This is a genomic window from Tenacibaculum sp. 47A_GOM-205m, from assembly GCF_000518405.1.
GTDB lineage: Bacteria > Bacteroidota > Bacteroidia > Flavobacteriales > Flavobacteriaceae > Polaribacter > Polaribacter lutimaris.
Genome location: NZ_JADN01000003.1, coordinates 51,141 through 76,958, shown reverse-complemented (window position 1 = coordinate 76,958; position 25,818 = coordinate 51,141). Strand labels below are relative to the sequence as shown.

Genomic DNA, 25,818 nt, shown 5'->3' with positions numbered 1-25,818 from the left:
AGATTTTAGTTGTGTAAAACCTCGCCAATTGGTGAGGTTTTTTTATTCAAAATCTAAAATACTATCTGCTTTTATTAAACTGATCAGAGCATTAATTTTCTGCATCATTTTATTATAGAACTTATTTTGCTCTTTTTCTCCAGAAGTATTTAAAAGTTTCGAATGCTTAATTTGATTCTCCATGTAGTTTTTAGCTTCTAAACATGTTTCGCTATCTGCTGTTTTAAAATATGAAAGCATAGAATTTGGGACAAATAGAAGCTGTTGCTCTTGGTTAAACACCAGTACATTGTTATTCATCAATAAAAGTTCATTATAGTAAAGTTCAAATCCTTTATTTTCTAAAACCTTTTCAGAAATACTATTCAACAACACCTTTAACTCTCTACAAAGACTCATTGCTTCAATCGCAGAGATTTGCCCTGCTTCATAATAAAAGTAAATCTGCTTTAGCGTACTATTGATAGTTGTTGTATCCCAAATTTCAGACACATTCAAAAAGCTGTAAAAATCTCCAAGCCGCTTTCCTGATTGTATAGTAGATAGTTTAGGGTAGAAACTATCAAAACAAACATTTCTAAATTCTACACACAGCAACTTCATCCAAACATATATTTTAAACCTGCTTAATATCGAGTCATCAATTAAATAAAACAACGGGATGTCTTTTGCTGAATAGTAAATTTTAAAACTTTTATCTTTTGCTGTTTCAACTAATAAATTATAAGAGGTATCAAAATATTCTCGCAAACTATCTTCATCTTTTATTTGAAGTGTTTTTTCTACTGACACATAATTTTTCACTACTTCTCCATATAATGTATCTAATGAAAAGTTAAAATGTTTAGCTAACAAAACTGCCTCATCTAAAGAAATCTTGCTTTTTAAACTCGTCCTTCTGTGCGCAGCATCATAACTAATCTGTAAAACAACAGCCAATGTATCGTTAAGTGATTTGCCTCTTAACTCTTTTTTTATTCGCTCTAATAAAACCTTCTGAAACATTTTTAAAAGTAATCATTTTGTGATAATCACAAAAATATTTTTATGAAACCGCTAATCAAACAATTAAAACTTGATTAATCACAATAATTTTACCGTAAACAAAATCAATAAATTATGAAAAATATTTGCTTACTATTGCTAGTTTGTTGCTTAACTACACAAGCGCAAAGCAGAAAATTTAGAGCCCCTATTTGGACAACTCATTCTAAAAACACAGATATTACTGGTGTATCAATCGGCACTTTTCCAAAATCAATTTTTACAGACTCTACACTAACCAGAACATTCGGGGTACGATTAGAGATTCCCGGTCTTGGTATACTTCTGCCACTTATACCTAAATCTCCTTTATCAACCAGTTTAACAGAATTTGAAAATAAACTTGATTCAGAACCTTCAGAAATTGTATATGGAATAAATCTATCATCTGGATCAACAGCAGAAACTCAAGTTAATGGTATTTCAGGTGCTTTCATTGGTCAGTATTTCATAAAAATGAACGGGATAGCAATTGCAGGAATAGGAAATATAATTGAAAAACAAAACGGAATGGCATTAAGTATTTTAGGAAATGACAGCTACGTTATAAATGGTCTCAGCGGAGGCTTCATTGGAAATCATACACAAACTTTAAACGGAGCTCAAATTGGAGGATTTAACGTTTCAGAATTCACCAATGGAATCCAAATTGGAATCCAAAATAACAACAACAAAAAACAAAACTTAACTAATGGAGCCCAAATAGGAGTTTTGAACTACACAGAAGACCTTCAAGGTGTTCAAATTGGATTAATTAACAACACAAAATCATTAAAAGGTATTCAAATTGGTTTATGGAATAAAAATGAAAAGAGCTCGCTCCCTATCATAAACTGGAACTTTTAATTTGAGATTAAAACTAAAACAACCTTAAAATCCTGTTAAATCTGATCTATTAATGTTTTATGAATCATTTTTAATATTAAAAAGAACAATTTTGATACCCGCGTCTAAGTTAAGTCCTTAATTTTGTTACTCCCTTAAATTAACTATCACTCACTCTCCCCTTTTATTATTTAACCATAAAACTTAGTACCATGAAAAAATTAGTATTTGGTTTATTTCTTCTAGGTCTAACCAACCTAGCACACTCCCAAAATGATGTGCAAAAAAACATTATTTTAGAACCTGTTACCATCAAACCTTTAAATTTAAGCTACCTTAAGGAAGTTCAACGTGAAGACACTCCTGAATTTACTGTAAACCTACAAAATGAAGCTGCTAGGTATGATATTACTGAAGACCCAATTTTTGACAAAGAATTTGAAGCTTATGAAGTTATCTTTAAATCAAAAAATGATGAAACATCTGGTTTAATTACTGCTACTTATGACTCTAAAGGTAAAATTATGAGTTCTATTGAACGTTACAAAAACGTTTTACTTCCAAAAACAGTTAGAACAGCTATTAATAATAAATATCCTGGATGGATTATATACAAAGACGTATACCTTGTTACCTATAGAGACAATAGCAAATCTAAACAAGTATTTAAAGTTCAGATAAGAAAAGATGGAGATAAGAAAAACCTAAAACTTGATTATGAAGGGAATATTCACTAAACTGAATGCTAACTAAAACTTATCTCAAAATTAAAAAAGCATTTTACAGTACTGTAAAATGCTTTTTTAATTTCCCTAAAACACCCCGTTTTTTCCCTGTTTAACATCTACTTAACTATTCTGAACCCATCTATTTATTAACTTTACATATGTCGGTTTATTTGATTCAACATATAACAACTAACAAAACAGCAGTAGATTTAGCTATTGCTTTTTATTCCAAACTTCAACTAACACTTTTTAAAAAGTGCATCAATTGTTGGGTTGACTACAAAAAGAACAGTGTTTTTTATCTGATAAAAGCAACTGACAAAAATGACATCAAAAAGCTATATTACAAATCTATTAATCTACTTCCTTATAAAATTTCATCTGTAAACAGTCATTTAGCTTATGCTCTTTTAAAAAGCGAGCAACAACTTAATGTTATACAGTCAGAATTTAATTATAATTTTCACGAGCATTCTGTTTTATTTTTAGCAAAAGCATTCAATAAAAAATTACTATTATGTAAATTAAAAAAGCATAAAGTTCATGAAACATTATTATATAAAAAAACAATTATTCAAAATCTAATTCACTCATATGGTGGAAGTCAAATCGAAACTAAAGAAGAGGCTTTTATAGCTTGTTTCCCTTCTTTTAAAAAAGCTTTTGATTGCTCTGTTTCGATTCAAAAAAGACTAAATAAAAAAATTGATTGCTTTCCTGTTAAAATTATTTTACACCCTTACGATTATAATCAAGAAACCAGTTTTTCACATTCAACTATCAGCAAACTTATTGAGGTACTTTATTTTATAAAAACTAAAAAGCAACTCATTATTTCATCACAAATAGTAAACTCTAGTGCATACTCAGAATATACATATTTTAAAAATGACAATATATCCTTCAGGCTAAACTCTGAAACTGAAAAGTTCTTACTTTCTTTATTAGACACAATTTCAAAAAATTATCAAAACCCTAATTTTAACATTCCTGATATTGCTTCTCTTATGATGATGTGTAAAACCAAACTATATAGAAATTGTAAAGCAGCAACAGGAAAATCCATCAATCAAATAGTTAAAGAATTCAGACTCCTAAAATCTATAAAATCAATAACAGTAGGAACTTCTGACATAAGTCAAACCTCTATTGAGGTAGGCTTCAATAGTTCTTCTTATTTTTCTAATTGTTTTAAAAAGAAATTTGGAATTTCTCCCACAACCTTACAGAAACAGCAAGAAGAGCTTAACATCCCGTATTATATCTAACCCTCCTAAAAGTCGTTATTCTCTATATTTTTTATCAAATCAACTCCTTTTCCCTTTAAAAAAAACAACTTCTAAGGCTTTTTTACATTCATCAACCTCAGCGGCTAAAGACAAAAAGCAACTCTCTTTATTTAACCTTGTTTTTAGACGTTTTAAAGCACTTTTGTCTTTTTAACAAATGTTGATAATTTCTATTTAAAACCACTTAAAAACTTTATTTTAAAATCAAAAAATCGTAAATTTGTAAGACTACAAGAGTCGCTTTCGGGCGATTTTTTCATGAAAAGATTTTAATTTAATTCACTTGATAATGAGCGAAGAAAAAAAACATAATTATTCTGCCGATAGTATCCAAGCACTGGAAGGAATGGAACATGTACGTATGCGTCCGTCGATGTATATTGGTGATGTTGGGGTACGTGGCTTACACCACTTGGTATATGAGGTAGTAGATAACTCTATTGATGAAGCTTTAGCTGGTCATTGTGATACCATTGAGGTTACCATCAATGAAGACAACTCAATTACCACAAAAGATAATGGTCGTGGTATTCCTGTAGGGATTCATAAAAAAGAAGGAGTTTCTGCTCTTGAAGTTGTAATGACCAAAATTGGTGCTGGAGGTAAATTTGATAAAGATTCTTATAAAGTGTCTGGTGGATTACACGGTGTTGGGGTTTCTTGTGTTAACGCACTTTCTGATCACTTAACTGCTACTGTACACAAAGAAGGAAAAATTTGGCAACAAGAATACGAACGAGGTAAAACTTTATACCCTGTAAAAACCATTGGAGAAACTGATTTTACAGGAACTATCGTTACCTTTTTACCAGACAAATCTATCTTTCAACAAACTACAGTATTTAATTATGATACCCTAGCGACTCGTATGCGTGAATTAGCGTACTTAAACAAAGGTATCACCATTACGTTAACAGATAAACGTAATAAAGATGATGAAGGGAATGATATTGTTGAAGTATTCCATTCTGAAGAAGGATTATCAGAATTTGTAAAGTTTTTAGACGGAACAAGAACACAGATAATTCAAGATGTAATTTCTATGGAAGGAGAGAAAAATGGAATTCCTGTAGAAGTTGCAATGGTATACAACGATTCATATGCTGAAAACTTACACTCATACGTAAACAACATTAACACACACGAAGGAGGTACACACTTATCAGGTTTCCGTCGTGGGTTAACTCATACCTTAAAAAAGTATGCAGATGATTCTGGTTTACTTAAAAATGTAAAGTTTGAAATTTCAGGAGATGATTTCCGCGAAGGATTAACAGCTATTGTATCGGTAAAAGTTGCTGAACCTCAGTTCGAAGGACAAACTAAAACTAAATTAGGTAACCGTGAGGTTAGTGCTGCCGTATCACAAGCAGTTTCAGAAATGCTTACAGATTACTTAGAAGAAAACCCGAATGATGCTAAAACCATTGTTCAAAAAGTAATCTTAGCAGCACAAGCACGTCACGCAGCTCGTAAAGCTCGTGAAATGGTGCAACGTAAAACAGTAATGAGCATTGGTGGTTTACCTGGTAAATTATCTGACTGTTCAGAAACTGATCCTGCAGAATGTGAAATCTTCCTAGTAGAGGGAGATTCGGCAGGTGGTACTGCAAAACAAGGTCGTGACCGTAATTTCCAAGCTATTCTCCCATTAAGAGGTAAAATCTTAAATGTAGAAAAAGCAATGCAACACAAAGTTTTTGAAAACGAAGAAATCAAAAACATGTTTACAGCACTTGGTGTTTCTATCGGTACTGAAGAAGATCCTCGTGAGTTAAACTTATCAAAATTACGTTACCATAAAGTAGTTATTATGTGTGATGCCGATGTAGATGGTTCTCACATTGCTACCTTAATATTAACATTCTTCTTCCGTTATATGCGTGAAATGGTTGAACAGGGATATATCTATATTGCCACCCCTCCTTTATATTTAGTTAAAAAAGGACAAAAACGTGAATATGCATGGGACGATAACCAACGTGATTTAATTGCTCAAAAAATGGGTGGTGGGGTTTCTATACAGCGTTATAAGGGTCTTGGAGAGATGAATGCTGAACAATTATGGGACACTACAATGAACCCTGAATTTAGAACATTACGTCAAGTAACTATTGACAACCTAACAGAAGCTGATAGAGTATTTTCTATGCTAATGGGAGACGAAGTTCCGCCTCGTAGAGAATTCATTGAAAAAAATGCTAAATATGCAAATATTGATGCTTAAACCGATTTCTTAACTTTAAAAAAGCTCAATAATATTATTGAGCTTTTTTTTTATTTTATACTTTTATCAACTGAAAACATAACCCCACATTATGAAAAAAATACTATTACCTCTATTTACTTTAATTATAAGTTTTAGTGCTAAAGCTCAAGAATTAGAAACTATTTTATTAGCCAAAGATGACGCTAACAAACTAACCAACGCTTATTTAGATCCTGCCATGAAAGGATTCATTTACAGTATGAACAATGGTTGGTATCACACTGCTAAAGTTCATAAAAAGTTTGGTTTTGACATTTCTATCGGAGCTAATGCCTCTTTCATCCCTTCTGAAGATGAAATGTTTAATTTAACTAAACTAGGTTTATCTAATAATACAACCTATAACCAAAATACTACAGCTACAGTTGCTGGTAGCAATTCTACAACTCCAGCTGAGTTAACATATACCACTACTATAAACGGACAACAGGCACAAGCCAACTTTACCATGCCAGAAGGTATTAAAGAAGATTTACCTGCAAACGCTGTTCCTGCTCCTTCTGTTCAAGTTGGTCTTGGTCTTCCTTTTAAATTTGAAGCAATGCTTAGATATTCTCCTAAAGTAGGTTCAGATGATGTAAAAGGTGGTTTATTTGGTATTGGTGTAAAAAAAGAAATTACTGATTGGTTTGGACCAATGGATAAAACTCCTCTACATATTTCTTTACTAGCTGCCTATACAAATATGAATGTAGATTATACTATTGGTAATGTTGATGGAGATATTGAAGCTAGAAATGCTATTACTGAATTTAGATTAAACTCTTATACAGTTCAAGCTATCGCTTCTTTAAATTTTCCTGTAATTAACATTTACGGAGGTGTGGGTTACAATGGAGGTAATACAAGCCTAGATATGAGAGGAGATAGCTTTTTTGCTAATTACTCTACTCCATTAGGTAATGAAAGAGTAGACCTAGGAACAAACCCATTATCGCTAAGCACTAGCTCTGGTAGCTTTAACACTACATTAGGTGCTCGTTTAAGCTTAGGTTTCTTTAAACTTTTCGGAAGTTATACTTTACAAGAATACAATTCTGTTAATGCTGGTATTGCTTTTAGTTTTAGATAAAACATTTCTTAAAAAAATACTACATAAAAACCCGCTGAAATATCATCGGGTTTTTCTTTTATATCCATAGCCAAATACCTATTTTTGTGCATCTTGTGCGTAATACGCACTTATAAACATATTAATTACAAAAAACATATATAAAATGAAAGTAACAGTTGTAGGAGCAGGTGCTGTAGGTGCAAGTTGTGCTGAGTACATTGCTATTAAAAATTTCGCTTCTGAAGTTGTTTTAGTAGATATTAAAGAAGGTTTTGCTGAAGGTAAAGCTATGGATTTAATGCAAACTGCTTCTTTAAATGGTTTTGACACTAAAATTACAGGAACTACAGGTGATTATGGCAAAACTGCTGGATCTGATATTTGTGTAATTACTTCTGGTATTGCACGTAAACCAGGAATGTCTCGTGATGAGTTATTAGGCATCAACGCTGGCATTGTTAAAACTGTAGCTGCTAGCTTAGTAGAGCAATCTCCTAACACTATCATCATCGTAGTATCTAACCCAATGGATACTATGACCTATTTAGTTCACAAAGCAACTGGATTACCTAAAAACAGAATTATTGGTATGGGTGGTGCTTTAGACTCTGCTCGTTTCAAGTATCGTTTAGCTGAAGCTTTAGAAGCTCCTATTTCTGATGTTGACGGAATGGTTATTGGTGGTCACTCTGATAAAGGAATGGTTCCTTTAACTCGTTTAGCTACTCGCAACTCTGTTCCTGTTTCTGAATTCTTATCAGAAGAAAGATTAGAGCAAGTAAAACAAGATACAAAAGTGGGTGGTGCCACCTTAACAGGTTTATTAGGTACTTCTGCTTGGTATGCTCCTGGTGCTGCTGTATCTGGAATGGTACAAGCTATTGCTTGTGATACAAAAAAGATTTTCCCTTGTTCAGCTTTATTAGAAGGTGAATACGGTTTATCTGGTTTATGTATTGGTGTACCAGCAGTATTAGGTAAAAACGGAATTGAAAAAATCGTTGAAATTAACTTAAGTACTGAAGAAAAAGAAGCTTTAACTTCTTCAGCTGAAGCAGTTAAAAACAACAACGCTGCGTTAACTTTCTAAGAAGTTAAGAGTACATAATTTTAAAAGTCCTGAGCAATTTTTTGTTCAGGATTTTTTATAAAAAAATGTTAAAATTATTACGCAAATGTAAGATTTTTAGAATCTAAACGTCTTTATAGTAGAGAAACATTAGTAGTGTTTCTTTTCATAGTTTTTCATAGCAATTTTCCCACTTCATCCTCTTGAAGTGGGTTTGTTTTTTTATACTATACCGCTTGTTGAACTACTTCAAACAACTCCCCGCCTTCACACTTAATTACTTTTTGTTTAAACTTTACAATTAATTGATAATCGTGAGTTGCCATAAGAATCGTTTTTCCACTCTGGTGAATCTCGTTCAACAATTCCATCACTTCAAGTGATGTTTTCGGGTCTAAGTTCCCAGTAGGTTCATCGGCAAGAATTAATTCCGGGTCATTTAATAATGCTCTTGCAATTGCTACACGTTGTTGCTCTCCTCCTGAAAGCTCAAAGGTTTGCTTGTAGTATTTTTCCTTCATTCCTACTTTATCTAAAACCTCATGAATTTTGTTTTTCATCTCAGTTTTATCTTTCCAACCCGTAGCTTTTAATACAAACTCTAAATTTTCAAAAACACTTCTATCATTTAACAATTTAAAATCTTGAAAAACGATTCCTAGTTTTCTTCGTAAAAAAGGAATATCTTTTTCCTTCAACTTCTTTAAGTCAAAATCAACAATACTACCCAAACCACGTTGCAAACGTAAATCGCCATACAAGGTTTTAAGCAAACTACTTTTACCACTTCCTGTTTTTCCGATTAAGTAATAAAAGTCACCTTTATTCAACGTAAAATTCACTTTTGACAACACTAAATTGTCTTGTTGATAAATATCAGCATTTTCAAGGTGTAAAACAGGATTTTCCATGGAGTATATGTTTTTTACAAATCTAAAATTTTATAACGTAATTCTATAACATTTCTTACTTTTGATAAAATGTCTCCCAACAAAAATAAAAAACTAACGTTATAGTTTCTAGATAACTAAAAAATATGAGATTTAATTGTTTCAAAAAAAGCTGCTTTTTATTTCTTTTTTTAACCTTTACAACGATAATAATAGCACAAGAATCGGCTATAAATAGTCATGCAAACGCCGATTTTCATAAAGCGATGCGTTTGTATAATAATAAGGCTTACGCTGCATCTCAGGAAGTTTTCCGAAAGATTTCACATAATTCAGAAGAACATCATAACCTAAAGGCAGATGCTGATTATTATGATGCTATGTGTGCTATAAAACTACAACAAGATGATGCTGACAGTAGAGTTATTCAATTCGTTGAGAATTACCCTTACAATAACAAAACAGAAAAAGCGTACTTAAATGTAGGTAACTACTATTTTGCTAATAGAAAAGCGGCTCACTCTTTAAAATGGTATCAAAAAGTAAATGAGAAATTACTAAATCCGGAAGAAAGAAATGAGTTAAACTATAAAATGGGGTATGCGCTTTTAGTATCTAATTATTTAAAAGATGCTAAAGAACGTTTTCAAACTTTATTAGGAAATCCTATTTATGGTAATGATGCTCGTTATTACTATGGTTTTATTGCTTACAAACAAGAAAATTTTGGCGAAGCTGAAGACAACTTAAGTCAATTAGCAAACGACGCTACCTACCAAGCAAAAGCAAATTACTACATTTTAGATATTAGTTTTAAAGCAGGAAGGTTTGATAAGTCAATTCAAATTGGAGAAAATTTATTAGAAACGACTAAGGACAAAAAAGAAATTTCTGAAATTTCTAAAATAGTAGGTGAAAGTTATTTCAACCTTAAAAAATACGACAAAGCAATTCCATACTTAACAGAATATAAAGGCAAGAATGGTCGTTGGACGAATACTGACTATTATTATTTAGGATATGCTTATTATCAACAAAAAGATTACGAAACTGCTATTAGCAACTTCAACAAAATTATTGGAGGAAACAATAAAGTTGCTCAAAATGCTTATTATCACTTAGCTGAATGTTATTTAGAATTAGATAAAAAACTAGAAGCCTTAAATGCATTTAAAAATGCCAGTGAAATGGATTTTGATGCTAAAATTACAGAAAGTGCTTCGTTAAACTATGCTAAATTGAGTTATGAAGAAGGTAATCCGTACGAAAGTGTTCCTGATGTTTTAAAAGGATTTTTAACTAAATACCCTACCTCTCCTAATACAGCTGAAATTAGTAATTTATTAGTTACTTCATACTTACACCAACAAGACTATCAGGGTGCTTTAGACTTTTTAAGCACTTCTGAAACTCCTGAAAGTAAAAGTATTATTAATGAAGTATCGTTATACAGAGGCATTCAGTTATTTAATGAAAATAAAATTGCCGAAGCTAAGCCTTATTTTACTAGTGCTACTCAATCAGAAAATACAACTGTAAGTAACAAAGGTTTTTATTGGTTAGCTGAAACCGAATACTCTTTAGGAAACTATCAAAAAGCCTTAAATAGCTTCCTTTCTGTTACCAATAAAGAAATAGAAGAAGCTAAGATGCTTAACTACCAAATTGGATATACTAACTTCAAATTAAAAAGTTACCCTAACGCTGCGAAATACTTTCAACAATTCTTGGAGCAGAATTTAGATGATAATGATTTGAATGATGATGCTTCTAATCGTTTAGGAGATTCTTTTTATGCTTCAAAAAATTATTCAAATGCTATAAAAGCGTATAACAAAGTAATTCAAGAAGGTGGTGTAGGGTCAGATTATGCACAATATCAAACAGCAATGAGTAACGGTTTTTTAGGTAAGAATGACATTAAAATTCAAGATCTAGAAACATTAATTAATGAATACAGCGAATCTCAGCTAAAAGATGATGCTTTATTTCAATTAGCTACTACATATACCACGACAAACAATACCTCAAAAGCTCAAAAAACCTATGAGCGGTTATTAGCTAATTATCCTACAAGTAATTACGTTCCTAATGTTTTATTACGTCAAGGACTATTATACTACGGTAGCAATAACAATAGAAAAGCTATTGAAAAATATAAAGAAGTAGTTGCAAAACATCCAAATTCTAACGAGGCAAGACAAGCAGTTACAAATATTAAAAATGTGTATATCGATTTAGGAAAAGTTGATGAGTATGCTGCTTGGGTTAAAAACATACCTTTTGCTAATGTTACCAATGCTGAATTAGACAATGCTACTTACCAATCTGCTGAGAACAAATTCTTAGAAAACAACAACTCAAAAGCTATTGAAGGTTTTAATAAGTATTTACAATCATTCCCTAACGGAATAAATGTATTAAAAGCTCATTTTTATTTAGCGCAAGCCTATAACAATACTAAGTTATTTGATAAAGCTATTCCTCATTACTCTTATGTAACAAAACAAAATAAAAATGAATTTACAGAAGAATCATTAACAAAACTTGCTAATATCTATTTAGAAAAACAAGATTGGAATAATGGTATTTTAGTACTTCAACAATTAGAGAAAGATGCTAATTATCCACAAAACATCATTTTTGCTCAAAGTAATTTAATGAAAGGATATTACAACAAAAATGATTATGCTAACGCAATAACCTATGCCGAAAAAGTATTAACTACAGGTAAGGTTGACACGAATATTGCAGAAGATGCTAAAATAATTTTAGCACGTTCTTCTTTTAAAAAGAATGACTTTTTAACTGCCGAAGAATACTTTAATGAAGCTAGCAAAAAAGCTACAGGTGAGTTAAAGGCAGAGTGTTTATATTACAATGCTTTCTTTTTACATGAGAATAAAGAATACGAAGCTTCTACCAAAGCTGTTCAAAACTTAATTGCTAATTATTCTTCATACAAATACTGGGGAGTAAAAAGCTATATTATCATGGCGAAGAACTATTATGCTTTGAAAGATGCATACCAAGCAACTTACATCTTAGAGAATATTATTAAAAACTTTACTCAGTATAAAGATGTAATTGAAGAAGCTAAAAATGAGCTTCGTACCATTAAAAACAAAGAAGCCAAAACAAACGAATCAGTAACTACCCAAAACTAAAATTTGTTAACAACAAACGAAAGTTAAATGATTAGATCGATGAAAAAGCACCTAAGTTTACTTGCTTTATTTGTGATAGCCTATGCAAATGCACAAGAAAAAAATGTCACTAACAAAGCAAAAGATACTATTATAAAAACAGAAGTTGTAAACGTAGTAACTTCGTATGTTCCTAAAATTACCGATGCTTTTAAAATAAAGCAAAAACCAGTAATTGAACACACTAAAGAAACTCAGAAAAAAGCATTAGAGTATCAAATATTTTCTGTTCCTGTAGCTTCTACTTTTATTCCTAAAAGTGGTACCATGAAAAAAGTAGACTTAGGAAAAAGAGAAAAGTTATACGACAACTACGTGTCTGTTGGTTTTGGAAATGTATTGTCACCTTTTTTAGAAGCCTATATGAGACGAAGCCAAAGCTACAACAGTGAATTAGGAGCTCATGTAAAATTCCTACTATCTTCTGATCCAGTTACTGATACTGAACTAAGCAGTACATTTTATAACATCGATTTAAACTTAAATTACACACAACAAGAACGTTATTTTCAATGGTCTGCTGGTTTAGACGCTGAAAAAGATAAATACAACTGGTATGGTTTACCATCCAACATCACGTTTACCGAGTTTACCTTGAGTACTATTGAAGAATCTCAAAGCTATAATCACTTTAAAATCTTCGGACAAATAAAACCAGATGATTCTTATTTAGATGAAGCTAACGGAGCTATCTCTTATTTTTCTGATTCTTTTGAGAGTTCAGAATTTTTGATAGATGGAAATGCACAGTTTCGTTTTCCTTTAGATAATTTTCATCGTCAACTAAATGACTTATACGTAAACACTACGGTTAGTTATTTAGGAGGAAGCTACGCTTATGCTTACGATGCTATTACTTCTATAAATTATAGCTTTATTACTTTAGGAGTACACCCTACTTACAAGTTTAATCTACAAGATTTAGCCATTAAACTAGGTGCAAAAAGTTATTTTTCTATGGATACAGAAAATAGTGAATCTAACTTTTTTATTTATCCTGATGTTGAAATCTCATATCCTATCGTAAAAGATTTTGCAAATGTATTTGTTGGTGCTTCAGGTGATTTAACCACAAACATGTTCCAATCTTTTACCGATGACAATCCTTATGTATCTCCTACCCTTGATATGCGTCAAACAAACAAAAAGTTTGATGTTTTCGGAGGAATTAAAGGAAAGCTAAGTCATCAATTTAGTTATAACACAAAAGTAAGTTATGCTGATATTGAAAATAATCCATTTTTTGCTTTAAATCAATCAAAATCTGATGGTGATAATATTGCCGGAACAAATGGATTTACCTTCTACGGATATGAATACGGAAACTCTTTTAAAGTAGTTTATGACGATATTAAACTGTTAACTTTCTTTGGAGAAATTGCTTTTGATGGCATCAAAAACCTTAACATTGGAGCCAATGCACAATTCAACAAATTTACACTAACTAACGAAACAGAAGAAGCTTGGAACACTCCTGAAATAAAAGGAGAGCTTTTCGGAACTTATAAAACTGATAAATGGTATGCTGGCGCAAATCTTTACTTTGTAGGAAACAGAAAAGGACGTGTGTATGACGCCTTACCTGCCAATACATATACAGCAACAGACTTAAAAAGCTATTTTGATGTAAACTTTAACGGTGGTTATCATTTTGACGACTCATTTTCTGTGTTTTTAAACCTTAACAATGTACTAAACAACAGCTATCAACGATTTAATAATTTTAACGTACAAGGGTTTCAAGCCATGGGAGGCTTAACCTGGAAGTTTGATACATTATTTTAAAAAAGTGAAGTTTTTACTACACTTAACACTTTTTATAATACTAACTACCCTTACACAAATTGGTGGTCTTGTTTATCTTTTGGCTATAATCATTGCTAAACTAAAAAGACTCCCAATTTTAGGTAGTTTTCTTTTGTTTTGTTCAATTTATTTAGTGACTATTTTCACAATAGTTCCTTGGGTTTCTTCAAAAGCGTTTGGAAGGATTAAAATTGAAAATAATCAATTAGTTAATTATCATAATATATTAACTGTTTTATGTAACAGAAACTATGTAAAACCTGAGTTAAATAATATGCTCAAAGAAATTGGATATCAACTCAATAAAAAACATCCCAATCTTAAAGTTATTTATTTAGATGCAAACTTCCCTTTTTTTGATGGCTTCCCGCTTTTTCCTCACTTAAGCCATAATGATGGAAAGAAAGTTGACATTTCTTTTATTTATAAGGATTCTTCAGGAAAAGAAACAAACAGTAAACCTTCTAATAGCGGTTATGGTATTTTTGAAAACCCTTCACAAAACGAAACCAACACTACAGCTATTTGCAAAGAAAAAGGATACTGGCAGTACGATTATCCTAAATACCTAACACTTGGAACTAACAATAAAAATCTCACCTTTTCTAACAAAGTGAATAAAGATTTTTTAGAAATAATTACCAATCTACAACAAACTCAAAAAGTATTTATTGAACCACATCTTAAAACACGTTTACATCTAAAAAGCTCTAAAATTAGATTTCAAGGATGTAAAGCTGTAAGACACGACGACCATATTCATCTTCAAATTAACTAAGTTTTTATTCTTTTTTATGTAGATTTATCTCCCTAATTTACACTATAAATATGAAAAAACTAACCTTTCTACTTACAGCAAGTATCTTCTGTTTTGCTTGTAAAACAGAACAAAAGCAAGACTCACAAACTACAACCTATAATAAAACAGCCTACAAACAAGACTCTGTTCAAGTAAAACAACTATTTAATTCCGCATTAACTGAAGGAAAATCATACGAGTGGTTACGTGACCTAACTCAAAATATCGGAAGCCGTTTATCAGGATCTGAAGGAGCAGCAAAATCGGTGATTTGGGGAGAAAAATTGATGAAAGAAGTTGGTTTAGATTCTGTTTGGCTACAACCTATTATGGTACCACATTGGGTGCGAGGTGAAAAAGAAATAGCTAACTATGAATTCAACGGAGAAAAAATCAATGTTCCTATTTGTGCTTTAGGAGGTTCAATTGCAACTCCAACTAACGGAATTACTGCACAAGTTGTTGAAGTTAAAAACATTGAAGAAGCCAAAAATTTAGGAGATAAAGCTAACGGGAAAATTGTATTCTTTAACGGTGCTTTTGATAATACACTCATCAATACCTTTCAAGCTTATGGAGGTTGCGTAAGTCAACGCTATGGAGGAGCTTCTATAGTTGGGAAATTTGGAGCGAAAGCAGTCATTGTTCGTTCTATGACCAATGGAATTGACGATTATCCACATACAGGTTCTATGGGGTATGGTGATATTCCAAAAGAAGAATATATTCCTGCAGCAGCTATTAGTTCTCGTGCTGCGGAAAATTTGAGCAAGCATTTAAAAGAAAATCCGAACTTACAATTTTACTTTAAACAAAGCTGTAAAAATCTTCCAGACGCTCCTTCTCACAATGTAGTTGGTGAAATTAAAGGAAGTGAATATCCTGAAAAAATAATGGTTGTTGGCGGACATTTAGATTCTTGGGATTTAGGTGAGGGTGCACACGATGACGGAACCGGAATTGTACAGTCGTTAGAAGTTGCTTATTTATTCAAAAAGAATAATATCAAACCTAAAAACACCATCCGAATTGTCTTTTTTATGAATGAAGAAAACGGTTTACGTGGCGCTACTGAATATGCTCGTTTAGCAAAAGAAAATGGTGAACTACACATTGGTGCTTTAGAATCTGATGCAGGTGGACACACACCAAGAGGTTTTTCTATTGATGCGAATAAAAGAAATTTACAACTTGTACAAAGCTGGAAAAAATTATTAGCTCCTTACGGTTTACACGATATTACTGCTGGTGGTGGTGGCGCTGATATTGGCCCTTTAAAAGACGACCATGTTACCTTAGTAGGTTACCGACCAGATTCGCAACGCTATTTCGATTATCATCATGCAGCTACAGACACTTTTGATAAGGTTAATAAACGCGAATTAGAATTAGGAAGTGCTTCTATGGCTAGTATTATATATTTAATGGATAAATATTTATACAACGAAGAAACTTTAAAGCCTTAAAAAAGTATAAGATGAGTAGTAGATTAAACAAAGAGTACTTTGAAACTAAAAGAAAGCACAAAGAGGATTATAGAAAAAAGAAGTTTACTTTTAAAAAAGCCATTTTTAATTTAATTATCACCTTTATTATAATTATCTTATATAATATTTTTAACTACTATTTATCTAAGAAGACTGAACAGAATAAAAAAGAAAACTCTTCATACTTATATATTAATCCAGTAATAAACTCAGTTAATGAATGCATTAATATTAGTTCTTAGAATTATATTCGGAATATTTTTTGCCTTTGCAGGAATTATGCACTTTGTAAAGCCTAAAATTTTCAATCGATTTATCCCTAATTTTCTTCCAAAATTAGTTGTAAATTATATAGCTGGCTTATTAGAGTTAGCAATTGGTATAGGATTACTAATCAGTCAAACCAACAAACAAGCAGCTTTAGCTATGTTTATACTTATGTGGATTTTCTTACCAATCCACATTTGGGATGTTTTCAGAGAAAAACCTGCAATTGGATCTAAGAAAATAGCTATTATAAGAGTTCCTCTTCAATTTTTACTATTATATATCGCTTACTTAATTTATACACACTAATGAAAAAAGTACTACTTCCATTACTAGCTTTTAGCTTACTGTTTTCTTGTAAACCTAAAGAAAAAGTAGACATGCTTGTCATCAATGCAAATGCTTACACTGTGAATCCTAACTTTGACAAAGCGGAAAGCTTTGCTATAAGAGATGGAAAGTTTATAGCCATAGGAAGCAACGAAGAAATCCAAGAAAAATACACTTCTTTAAATACTGTTGATGCAAATAACGGTGCTATTTATCCTGGTTTTATTGATGCACATTGTCATTTTTATGGCTTAGGATTACAACAGCAAAAAGTAGACCTGGTAGGAACAGAAAGTTATGATGAAGTACTTCAACGTTTAATAGATTTTCAAAAAGAGAAAAACACCACTTATATCACAGGTCGTGGTTGGGATCAAAATGACTGGGAAGTAAAAGAATTCCCTACTAAAAAAAAGTTAGACAGTATTTTCCCTAATACCCCAGTAGCTATTCGCAGGATTGATGGTCATGCTATGTTAGTAAACCAAGCTGCTATTGATTTAGCTGGAATTACTACCGATTCTAAAATAGATGGTGGTGAGTTTATAAAAAAAGATGGTAAACTAACAGGAGTACTTATTGATAATGCAATGAATTTTATCAATAATCCGAAACCATCAAAAAGGGAACAGATTCAAGCGTTAAAAGATGCTGAAAAAATCTGTTTTGATTTAGGATTAACAACCGTTGACGATGCCGGTTTAGATAAAGAAGTTATTGAATTAATTGACAGCTTACAACAATCGGGTGATTTAAAAATGCGTATCTACGCTATGATTTCAAACAATCAAAAAAACCTTGATTACTACCTCAACAAAGGCATTATTAAAACTGATAGGTTAAACGTTCGTTCTGTAAAGGTTTATTCTGACGGCGCTCTAGGATCTCGAGGAGCGGCTCTTAAAGATGAATATTCTGATAAAAAAGGGCATTTTGGTGCTTTAGTTAATTCGTACGAAAATTTACAAAAAGTAGCGAAAAGAATTGCAGATTCAGACTACCAAATGAACACCCATGCTATTGGAGATTCTGCAAATTACGTGATGTTAAAAACCTACAACGAAGTATTAAAAAATAAAACTGATAGACGTTGGCGTATTGAACACGCTCAAATTGTAGATCTGAATGATTTCGATTTATTTAAAAATGTTCTTCCTTCTATTCAACCTACCCATGCTACTTCAGATATGTATTGGGCAGAAGACCGTGTAGGGTCAGATAGAATCAAAGGAGCTTATGCTTATAATGATTTATTAAAAGAATACGGAAAAGTTGCATTAGGAACGGACTTTCCTATTGAACACGTAAGTCCATTATATACATTTTACGCAGCAACCATCAGAAAAGATTTAAAAGGATACCCTGAAAATGGCTACCAAATGGAAAATGCTTTATCTAGAGAAAATGCTTTAAAAGGAATGACCATTTGGAATGCTTATGCAAACTTTGAAGAAAACGAAAAGGGAAGCATCGAAGTTGGTAAAGTTGCTGATTTTATCATCTTAGATAAAGATATCATGACGATTGATGGAAAAGAAATTCCAAATACAAAAGTTCTAGCAACCTATATAAACGGAGAAAAAGTAAATTAAAAATGCATCTTTTTCTTTTCGTTGTAGTCTGATTTATAAAATCAACAAATTATGACACAACTACAACGAAAACAACAATTTTACAAACAATTAACTTTAGCTAAAAAGGCACTTAAAAGTAAACACTTTCAGGTGTCTTTTTATCATTTAGAGAATGCTCATATTTTAGGACAAAAACATGTTTACAGGCACACTTTATCTCATTACTGGATGTTAGTCTACGGAATAAAAACATATAGTCTTAAAGAAATTGTTGGTCAATTTTTCAGAATTATAGCTTCAATTTTATTTACTTTAATTTGGGTACCTACAGGAAATACAGGTGGCTCTAACATATCTGCAATTAAACCTATTCCTGTTAGAAAAGAACTTCAAAAATATTTTTGACAATAAATGCATCTTTTTACACTTTTTCTTGTCTGTTATATGAAAACAAAAAACAGATAATATCATGAAAAATAAAAATCAATGTACTTGTACTTGCGAAGGATGTAAAACAGGTGACTGCTCAGATTGTACATGTGAAAACTGCACATGTAACAACTGTAACTGTTAATTAAATCAACTTTTAAAATTCTTGTCACTCTGAATACAATGAAAACAAAATATTCGTTTTATTCAGCGTGGCATTTTTCGTAAATTTATACTATGACAACGCAACAAGTTTGGAAAAAATACGCAGATGATGTAAAGCACTTTATTTTAAGTAAAGTGAAAGACACTACTGTGACTGATGATTTGCTACAAGAAACATTTATTAAAGTTCATACGAAACTTCATACCCTAAAGGATATTACTAAATTAAAACCGTGGATTTTTACAATTGCTCGTAATACTATGATGGATTACTTCAAAAGTACTAATCAAACTGTTGAATTAAACAATTTTGAAACTCAAATAGATGAAAAAGAGCACGAACATACCGAAAAAGATTGCTTACGCGGTATCTTACAAAGCTTACCCAAAAAATATAGAGATCCGCTATTTTTATCAGACATAAAAGGCTTAAAACAACAAGAAGTCGCTAATACTTTAAAACAAAATTTACCTACTACAAAATCTCAAATTCAACGTGCTCGAAAATTAATTGCACAAGGTTTTATGGATTGCTGTGGATTCTCACTTAACGAAGAAGGGAAATTAGTAGGTGAAATTCAAGATAAAGAAGACTGTAAAGTTTGTAAGTAAGTTATATATTAAGCCTTTCTTCTAACTTATTTTATTTCTATGATCTCATTCTTTATCAACTTTTATCGCTTTTGCAAACTTGTTTTTATAGGTATTAAAAAAGATACTGAATTTAGATATTTATTCTTTTTCCTTTCTATTCTACTAACGAGTTCTACCATATTTTATAACAAAATTGAACATTGGGAAGTTGTAGACTCCTTATACTTTTCTGTAATGACGATGGCTACCGTAGGTTATGGAGATTTTGTCCCTACTCATGATATTAGTAAAATATTTACAATAATATATACCTTTCTGTCTATCGGAACATTTGTAGCCTTTACTGCTAAAATTGTTCAATTTACCTTACAAAAAGACAATCAAAAAACACCTTTAGGTAAGCTAAAATCTAAGTTAAAAAATAAGGATGATTAGCCTTTATTTTGTCTTATTTAATTTTTTGAATATGTTTGAACAAAGAATCAACTAACTATGAAAAATAATCAATCTCGTTTTGAAATCCTCCAAGAAGAAATCGAGAAAATGTATCTATTAACTTCTTCTAGAAGTAAAGAAAATAAGAAAAAAGCTTTCAGAATATATATAACTATCGCTGTTTCTACAGCAATAGTCACCATTTTAGTTGCTATTGGTGATGACTTAACCAGCAACACTACAGCTATTAAAATACTAACGTTATTTTTTAGTGCTTTAAGTACTGTTTTAGCTGCTTGGGATGGTTTTTACAACCACAAGCAATTGTGGGTTAACTATGGTGAAAGTAGAGATAATTTAAAAGAACTTTTATTAAAAGTTAAATTAGTTTCTGACGAAGAAAAAAACAACACCGATTTCCTCATTAAAACTCATAAAGAATTTCAATCAATAATTGATAAGGGGAATTATAAATGGAAAGAACTTAGGCTTGATGAAACCAATGGCTAAATCCAATTTACAAACCTAAAAAACAACCAATTACAAAATAGTCAATTTGTTTAACTCTTGATTTTTTCATATATTATGAGAAATCAAAAATTAAAATTATGACAGATCAAGAACAAAAAAGACTCGATACGATGAACGCTGTTTTGGTAAAAATGGAAGACATTAAAAACACACAAAAAAGTTTAATCGAAAAAATCGGTGTGGTAGAAGTTCAATTATTTGACATACAATCAAAAGATCTTGATAAGGAACTAGAAAAAGTTATGGTAAGAGCTTCCGACACCTTAACTATTATAAAACAAGCTTCCGAAGCTTTTGAAATGAAAAGAAACCGTTTAGAAAACGAAGCATAAAAAAATCCGCTTTATAGCGGATTTTTCTTTTATCTTCTTTTCTTTTTAAAACCTTTGTTTTTTCTTCTCGAAGGCTTATCAGTCTTTTTATATGTTACTGTATCATCAAACGTATTTTTAGCTTTTCCTACTTTATTTTTACGCCAAGAAGTATCTTCTGGCAATAATTTTTTTAATAAATCGGTACGTCCAACTTTGCTCAAAGTATCTTTTATCCATTGCTTGTTTTCTTTTTTATACCAAAAGAAAAACTTGTGCTGATCTTCCTTCTCCTTTTTAGTTTTCGGAGTTTTTACTTCTTTTAAAGTATACGGATGGTATCCACTATAATAAATTACCGTAGCGACCGTCATAGGCGTTGGAGTGAACCCTTGAACTTGTTCTAACTGAAAGCCCATGTCTTTGGTTTCAGCTGCTAAATTTGCCATATCTTCTGCTTCACAAGCAGGGTGACTCGAAATAAAATACGGTATTAACTGAAGTTTTAATTTCTTTTTTACATTAATACGATCAAAACGTTCTTTAAATAAATGGAAGTATTTAAACGACGGTTTACGCATCAATTTTAATACTGGATCAGAAGTATGTTCTGGCGCAACTTTTAATCGCCCAGAAACGTGTTTGGTCATTACCTCTTCAGTATATGCGTCTAACTCTTTAGGATCTGCATTTTTATTGAATTCAGGAACTAACATATCGTGTCGAATTCCACTACCTATAAATGATTTTTTTACCTTCGGATGTGCATCAACAGCTTGATATAACTCCGTTAATGGTTTGTGTGATGTATCTAAATTGCTACAAATAACAGGTGATATACACGACGGTGCAACACATTTGTCACAAATCGATTGTACTTTACCTTTCATTTTGTACATATTCGCCGACGGTCCTCCAATATCTGATAAGTACCCTTTAAAGTCATCCATTTGGGCAACTTGATCCACTTCCTTTAAAACAGACTCTTGACTTCTACTTGCAATAAACTTTCCTTGATGAGCAGAAATAGTACAAAAGCTACAGCCTCCAAAACATCCACGGTGAATGTTGATAGAAAACTTAATCATTTCAAACGCAGGAATAGGCCCACGTTTGTTATATTTTGGATGTGGTAATCGTGTATAAGGTAAATCGAATGAAGCATCAATTTCTTCCTCCGTCATTGTTGGAAACGGCGGGTTGATCATCAACTTTTTATTTCCAACTTTTTGAAAAATACGACGTGCATATAGTTTGTTTGACTCCTGCTCTATCACTTTAAAGTTAGAAGCATACGCCTTCTTATCTTTCAAACAGGTTTCATGCGAACTAATTTCTACATCTTCCCAGTTCTTATTTTTTGGAGTCTTTTCATTACCATCTAATAAAACAGCTGTCTGCTTAATCGTTTTTAAACTCGAAAACGGAACACCTTTTTGTAATAGCTCTACAATTTCTCGCAACGGTTGCTCTCCCATTCCGTATACTAACATATCGGCTTTAGAAGTTTCTAAAATCGTTGGTAATAGTTTATCGGACCAGTAATCGTAATGTGTAACACGGCGAAGAGAAGCTTCAATTCCTCCAATTAATACTGGAACATCAGGAAACTTTTCTTTTAAAATTTTTGAATATACCGAAGTTGCATAATCAGGTCTGAACCCTTTATCTCCATTCGGAGTATAGGCATCTTTATCACGGCGACGTTTGCTTGCTGTATAATTACTTACCATCGGATCCATACAACCACCTGTTACCGCAAAGAATAACCTTGGCGTACCCAACTTCTCAAAATCTTGTAAATTATCATGTACACTTGGTTGCGGAACAATTGCCACACGCAAGCCGTAACTCTCTAAAATACGTCCAATTACTGCAGGTCCAAATGATGGATGATCTACATATGCATCTCCACTGAATAGAATTACATCCAATTCATCCCATCCACGTAACTTAACCTCCTTATTTGTAGTAGGTAACCAATCTGAAACTCGTCTTATTCTCATGCCGCTGCAAAGGTACGTTAATTATCAATTACTTTATATGTTTCACCTACAAACTCATCACAAGAAAATGCCCATTTTAGTTCATACAATCAAGTCAGTGGTATCCCAATTCCATCCTTTAACATATAATTAAGATTCATTAGGTAGCAATTTCACTAAATTTCGCTCTTTATCAATTAAATAACACACAATGACAAACAGATTACTCTCAACCTTATTAGTAATCTTTTTCTCTTTTGGAATTTCTTTAAATACTGAAGCTCAAAGAAAGAAGAAAAAAGACACTAAAAAAGAGGCTCCTAAAAAGAGTGAACCAAAAAAAGGAGAAATTCAACCTTACGAAAAAGTAGTTACTAAAGACCACAAAACTGACGAAGGTTTATTTAAAGTACACTCAAAAGACACTAACTTTTTATTTGAAATCCCAGATTCTTTATTAAATCGTGAAATGTTAATGGTTACCAGAATCGCCAAAACCGCTAGCGGAATTGGATTTGGTGGTGGTAAGCAAAACACACAAGTATTACGTTGGGTAAAAAACAAAAAACAAGTTTTATTAAAAGTTGTATCTCATAATGTTGTTGCAGATACTATTTTACCTGTGCACGAAGCTGTTGTAAACTCTAATTTTGAACCTATCTTATACGCTTTTCCAATCAAAGCATTTAGCAAAGACTCAACAGCTACTGTAATTGATGCTAGTCCTCTTTTTGAAGGTGATGTACAAGCAATCGGCTTCCCACAAAGAAGCAGAAAACAGTACAAAATTTCTAAAATGGATAAGACAAGATCTTATATAGATAGAATTAGCAGCTACCCTCAAAACATAGAAATTAGAAATGTTAAAACATATATTTCTGCAGCTCCTCCTTCTAATTCAAGTGTAGGTTCTGTTACTATGGAATTAAGTAACTCTATGATTTTACTTCCTAAAACACCTATGAAAAGACGCTATTTTGATGAGCGTGTTGGATGGTTTACAAGTTCTCAAACCGACTACGGATTAGATGCTCAAAAAAGCAAATCTGTTACCTATTTAGACAGATGGCGTTTAGAAGTAAAAGATGAAGATTTAGAAAAATTTAAAAGAGGTGAATTAGTAGAGCCTAAAAAACAAATCGTTTATTACATAGATAGAGCTACTCCTAAAAAGTGGCGTAAATACATAAAACAAGGTATTGAAGATTGGCAAGTTGCTTTTGAAGCTGCTGGATTTAAAAATGCTATCATCGCTAAAGATGCACCTACTAAAGAAGAAAACCCAGATTGGAGTCCTGAAGATGTACGTTATTCTGTAGTTCGCTACTTAGCTTCTCCAATTCCAAATGCAAACGGACCTCACGTTAGCGATCCTCGTTCAGGAGAAATTTTAGAATCAGATATTAACTGGTATCACAATGTAATGACTTTATTACACAACTGGTTTTTTGTACAAACAGCAGCTATCAATCCAGATGCAAGAAGTACTCAATTTAAAGATGAAGTTATGGGGCGCTTAATTCGTTTTGTTTCTTCTCACGAAGTTGGACATACTATCGGATTACCACACAACATGGGAAGTTCTGTTGCATATCCTGTAGATTCTTTACGTTCTGCTGAATTCACTAAAAAGAACGGAACCGCTCCTTCTATCATGGATTATGCTCGTTTTAACTACATAGCACAACCTGAAGATAAAGGTGTTGCTTTAATGCCTAATATTGGACCTTACGATAAATATGCTATCAATTGGGGATACAGACCCATCTTAGACAAATCGGCTAAGGATGAAAAAACTATCTTAAATCAATGGATTAAAGAAAAAGCTGGAGATCCAGTGTATAGATTCGGACATCAACAAGTTGGCAACATCATTGATCCTAGTTCTCAAACTGAAGATTTAGGTGATGACGCTATGAAAGCTAGTGCTTATGGTATTAAAAACTTACAACGCATTTTACCTCGTTTAGAAGAGTGGACTACTGAAGATGGTGAAACATATGAGGATTTAAAAACTATGTACGGACAAGTAGTTGGTCAGTTTAACAGATATATGGGACATGTAAGTTCAAACATTGGTGGTGTTTATGAGTATTTTAAAACTGCTGATCAAGATGGAGCTGTTTATGTACATGTGCCTAAAGAGCATCAAAAAAGAGCTTTACAATTTGTAAACAACGAATTATTTAAAACTCCTACTTGGTTAATTGATGAAAACATCATCAGTAAAACACAACATTCAGGAATTATTGAACGTATCAGAAGTTTACAAGTACAAACATTAAACAGAGTTTTAAAAACTGGAAGGTTAACTCGTATGATTGAGAATGAAACTTTAAACGGAACTAAAGCATACTCTCTTATTGAAATGATGGGTGATTTACGTAAAGGTATTTGGAGCGAAGTTTATGCTAACAAAACTATAGATCCTTACCGTAGAAACTTACAACGTGCTCATTTAGATCAATTAGACTTTTTATTAAATAAAGCGAAAGATCAAAAAGCACCAAGAAGTGATCGTGGTTATTTTAAACAAACCGCTGTTACAATTAATCAATCAGATATTAAACCTGTAGTTAGAGGAGAATTAAAACGTTTACAAAGAGATATTAAACGAAGTATTCCTTCTGCTCGTAACACGATAACTCGTTATCATTTACAAGATGCTGCTGACAGAATAGACAATATTCTGGAGCCAAACAAATAATACCTTCTTAATAACAGCAATCTA

At 32.0% G+C, this 25,818-nt stretch carries 22 protein-coding genes; 19 read left to right on the top strand and 3 right to left on the bottom strand.

The window, feature by feature from the left end:
• Positions 1-42: 42 nt before the first annotated feature.
• Entirely contained in the window at positions 43-1,005 is a 963-nt protein-coding gene (locus tag N534_RS0100405; protein WP_028890590.1) for a hypothetical protein, read from the bottom strand.
• 114 nt (positions 1,006-1,119) lie between these two features.
• Between N534_RS0100405 and N534_RS0100400 the strand changes: the two genes are divergently transcribed.
• The 6 genes from N534_RS0100400 (at position 1,120) to mdh (ending at position 8,299) form a co-directional block, all read left to right on the top strand.
• Positions 1,120-1,890, top strand: a complete 771-nt coding sequence (locus tag N534_RS0100400; protein ID WP_028890589.1) for an LA_2272 family surface repeat-containing protein — start codon at positions 1,120-1,122, stop codon at positions 1,888-1,890.
• Positions 1,891-2,081: 191 nt separating this feature from the next.
• On the top strand, positions 2,082-2,606 hold the full coding sequence (locus N534_RS0100395; protein ID WP_028890588.1) for a hypothetical protein: 525 nt from the start codon (positions 2,082-2,084) through the stop codon (positions 2,604-2,606).
• Between the two features lie 149 nt (positions 2,607-2,755).
• Positions 2,756-3,865 carry an AraC family transcriptional regulator gene (locus tag N534_RS0100390; RefSeq protein WP_028890587.1) on the top strand — a complete coding sequence of 370 codons (1,110 nt, stop codon included), beginning with the start codon at positions 2,756-2,758 and terminating at the stop codon, positions 3,863-3,865.
• Between the two features lie 310 nt (positions 3,866-4,175).
• Positions 4,176-6,113: a DNA topoisomerase (ATP-hydrolyzing) subunit B gene (gene gyrB / locus N534_RS0100385; protein WP_028890586.1), complete on the top strand. Its 1,938-nt coding sequence runs from the start codon at positions 4,176-4,178 to the stop codon at positions 6,111-6,113.
• A gap of 91 nt (positions 6,114-6,204) precedes the next feature.
• On the top strand, positions 6,205-7,227 hold the full coding sequence (locus tag N534_RS0100380; protein ID WP_028890585.1) for a DUF6588 family protein: 1,023 nt from the start codon (positions 6,205-6,207) through the stop codon (positions 7,225-7,227).
• 145 nt (positions 7,228-7,372) lie between these two features.
• Positions 7,373-8,299 (top strand): malate dehydrogenase, encoded by a 927-nt coding sequence (gene mdh / locus N534_RS0100375; protein WP_028890584.1) that lies wholly within the window; start codon positions 7,373-7,375, stop codon positions 8,297-8,299.
• Positions 8,300-8,505: 206 nt separating this feature from the next.
• On the opposite strand, the gene N534_RS0100370 is transcribed toward mdh, so the two are convergent.
• A complete protein-coding gene (locus N534_RS0100370; RefSeq protein ID WP_028890583.1) occupies positions 8,506-9,189 on the bottom strand; it encodes a cell division ATP-binding protein FtsE in 684 nt (227 codons plus the stop codon).
• Positions 9,190-9,314: 125 nt separating this feature from the next.
• On the opposite strand from N534_RS0100370, the gene N534_RS0100365 reads away from it, so the two are divergent.
• The 12 genes from N534_RS0100365 (at position 9,315) to N534_RS0100310 (ending at position 21,123) form a co-directional block, all read left to right on the top strand.
• Positions 9,315-12,335, top strand: coding sequence for a tetratricopeptide repeat protein (locus tag N534_RS0100365; protein ID WP_028890582.1), 3,021 nt, complete (start codon positions 9,315-9,317; stop codon positions 12,333-12,335).
• Between the two features lie 39 nt (positions 12,336-12,374).
• Positions 12,375-14,159 (top strand): TonB-dependent receptor, encoded by a 1,785-nt coding sequence (locus N534_RS0100360; RefSeq protein WP_028890581.1) that lies wholly within the window; start codon positions 12,375-12,377, stop codon positions 14,157-14,159.
• A gap of 154 nt (positions 14,160-14,313) precedes the next feature.
• The gene (locus tag N534_RS0100355) at positions 14,314-14,958 is read left to right on the top strand and encodes a hypothetical protein (protein WP_231517288.1); all 645 of its coding nucleotides are present in this window, start codon (positions 14,314-14,316) and stop codon (positions 14,956-14,958) included.
• 50 nt (positions 14,959-15,008) lie between these two features.
• Positions 15,009-16,445 carry a M20/M25/M40 family metallo-hydrolase gene (locus tag N534_RS0100350; protein WP_028890579.1) on the top strand — a complete coding sequence of 479 codons (1,437 nt, stop codon included), beginning with the start codon at positions 15,009-15,011 and terminating at the stop codon, positions 16,443-16,445.
• Between the two features lie 11 nt (positions 16,446-16,456).
• Positions 16,457-16,708: a hypothetical protein gene (locus N534_RS15395; RefSeq protein WP_028890578.1), complete on the top strand. Its 252-nt coding sequence runs from the start codon at positions 16,457-16,459 to the stop codon at positions 16,706-16,708.
• Positions 16,683-17,042, top strand: a complete 360-nt coding sequence (locus tag N534_RS0100340) for a MauE/DoxX family redox-associated membrane protein (RefSeq protein WP_028890577.1) — start codon at positions 16,683-16,685, stop codon at positions 17,040-17,042. Before N534_RS15395 ends, N534_RS0100340 begins: the two co-directional genes overlap by 26 nt.
• Positions 17,042-18,655 carry an amidohydrolase gene (locus N534_RS0100335; RefSeq protein WP_028890576.1) on the top strand — a complete coding sequence of 538 codons (1,614 nt, stop codon included), beginning with the start codon at positions 17,042-17,044 and terminating at the stop codon, positions 18,653-18,655. Before N534_RS0100340 ends, N534_RS0100335 begins: the two co-directional genes overlap by 1 nt.
• 51 nt (positions 18,656-18,706) lie before the next feature.
• Positions 18,707-19,042: a DUF3703 domain-containing protein gene (locus N534_RS0100330; protein WP_028890575.1), complete on the top strand. Its 336-nt coding sequence runs from the start codon at positions 18,707-18,709 to the stop codon at positions 19,040-19,042.
• A 261-nt stretch (positions 19,043-19,303) separates the two neighbouring features.
• On the top strand, positions 19,304-19,843 hold the full coding sequence (locus tag N534_RS0100325; protein ID WP_028890574.1) for a sigma-70 family RNA polymerase sigma factor: 540 nt from the start codon (positions 19,304-19,306) through the stop codon (positions 19,841-19,843).
• 39 nt (positions 19,844-19,882) lie between these two features.
• Positions 19,883-20,260: a potassium channel family protein gene (locus N534_RS14170; RefSeq protein WP_051435800.1), complete on the top strand. Its 378-nt coding sequence runs from the start codon at positions 19,883-19,885 to the stop codon at positions 20,258-20,260.
• Positions 20,261-20,317: 57 nt separating this feature from the next.
• Positions 20,318-20,770, top strand: coding sequence for a DUF4231 domain-containing protein (locus N534_RS0100315; RefSeq protein ID WP_028890573.1), 453 nt, complete (start codon positions 20,318-20,320; stop codon positions 20,768-20,770).
• A 98-nt stretch (positions 20,771-20,868) separates the two neighbouring features.
• Positions 20,869-21,123: a hypothetical protein gene (locus N534_RS0100310; RefSeq protein ID WP_038005130.1), complete on the top strand. Its 255-nt coding sequence runs from the start codon at positions 20,869-20,871 to the stop codon at positions 21,121-21,123.
• 29 nt (positions 21,124-21,152) lie between these two features.
• On the opposite strand, the gene N534_RS0100305 is transcribed toward N534_RS0100310, so the two are convergent.
• Positions 21,153-23,108: a YgiQ family radical SAM protein gene (locus N534_RS0100305; protein WP_028890571.1), complete on the bottom strand. Its 1,956-nt coding sequence runs from the start codon at positions 23,106-23,108 to the stop codon at positions 21,153-21,155.
• Between the two features lie 190 nt (positions 23,109-23,298).
• Between N534_RS0100305 and N534_RS0100300 the strand changes: the two genes are divergently transcribed.
• A complete protein-coding gene (locus N534_RS0100300) occupies positions 23,299-25,794 on the top strand; it encodes a zinc-dependent metalloprotease (protein ID WP_028890570.1) in 2,496 nt (831 codons plus the stop codon).
• Positions 25,795-25,818: the final 24 nt, after the last annotated feature.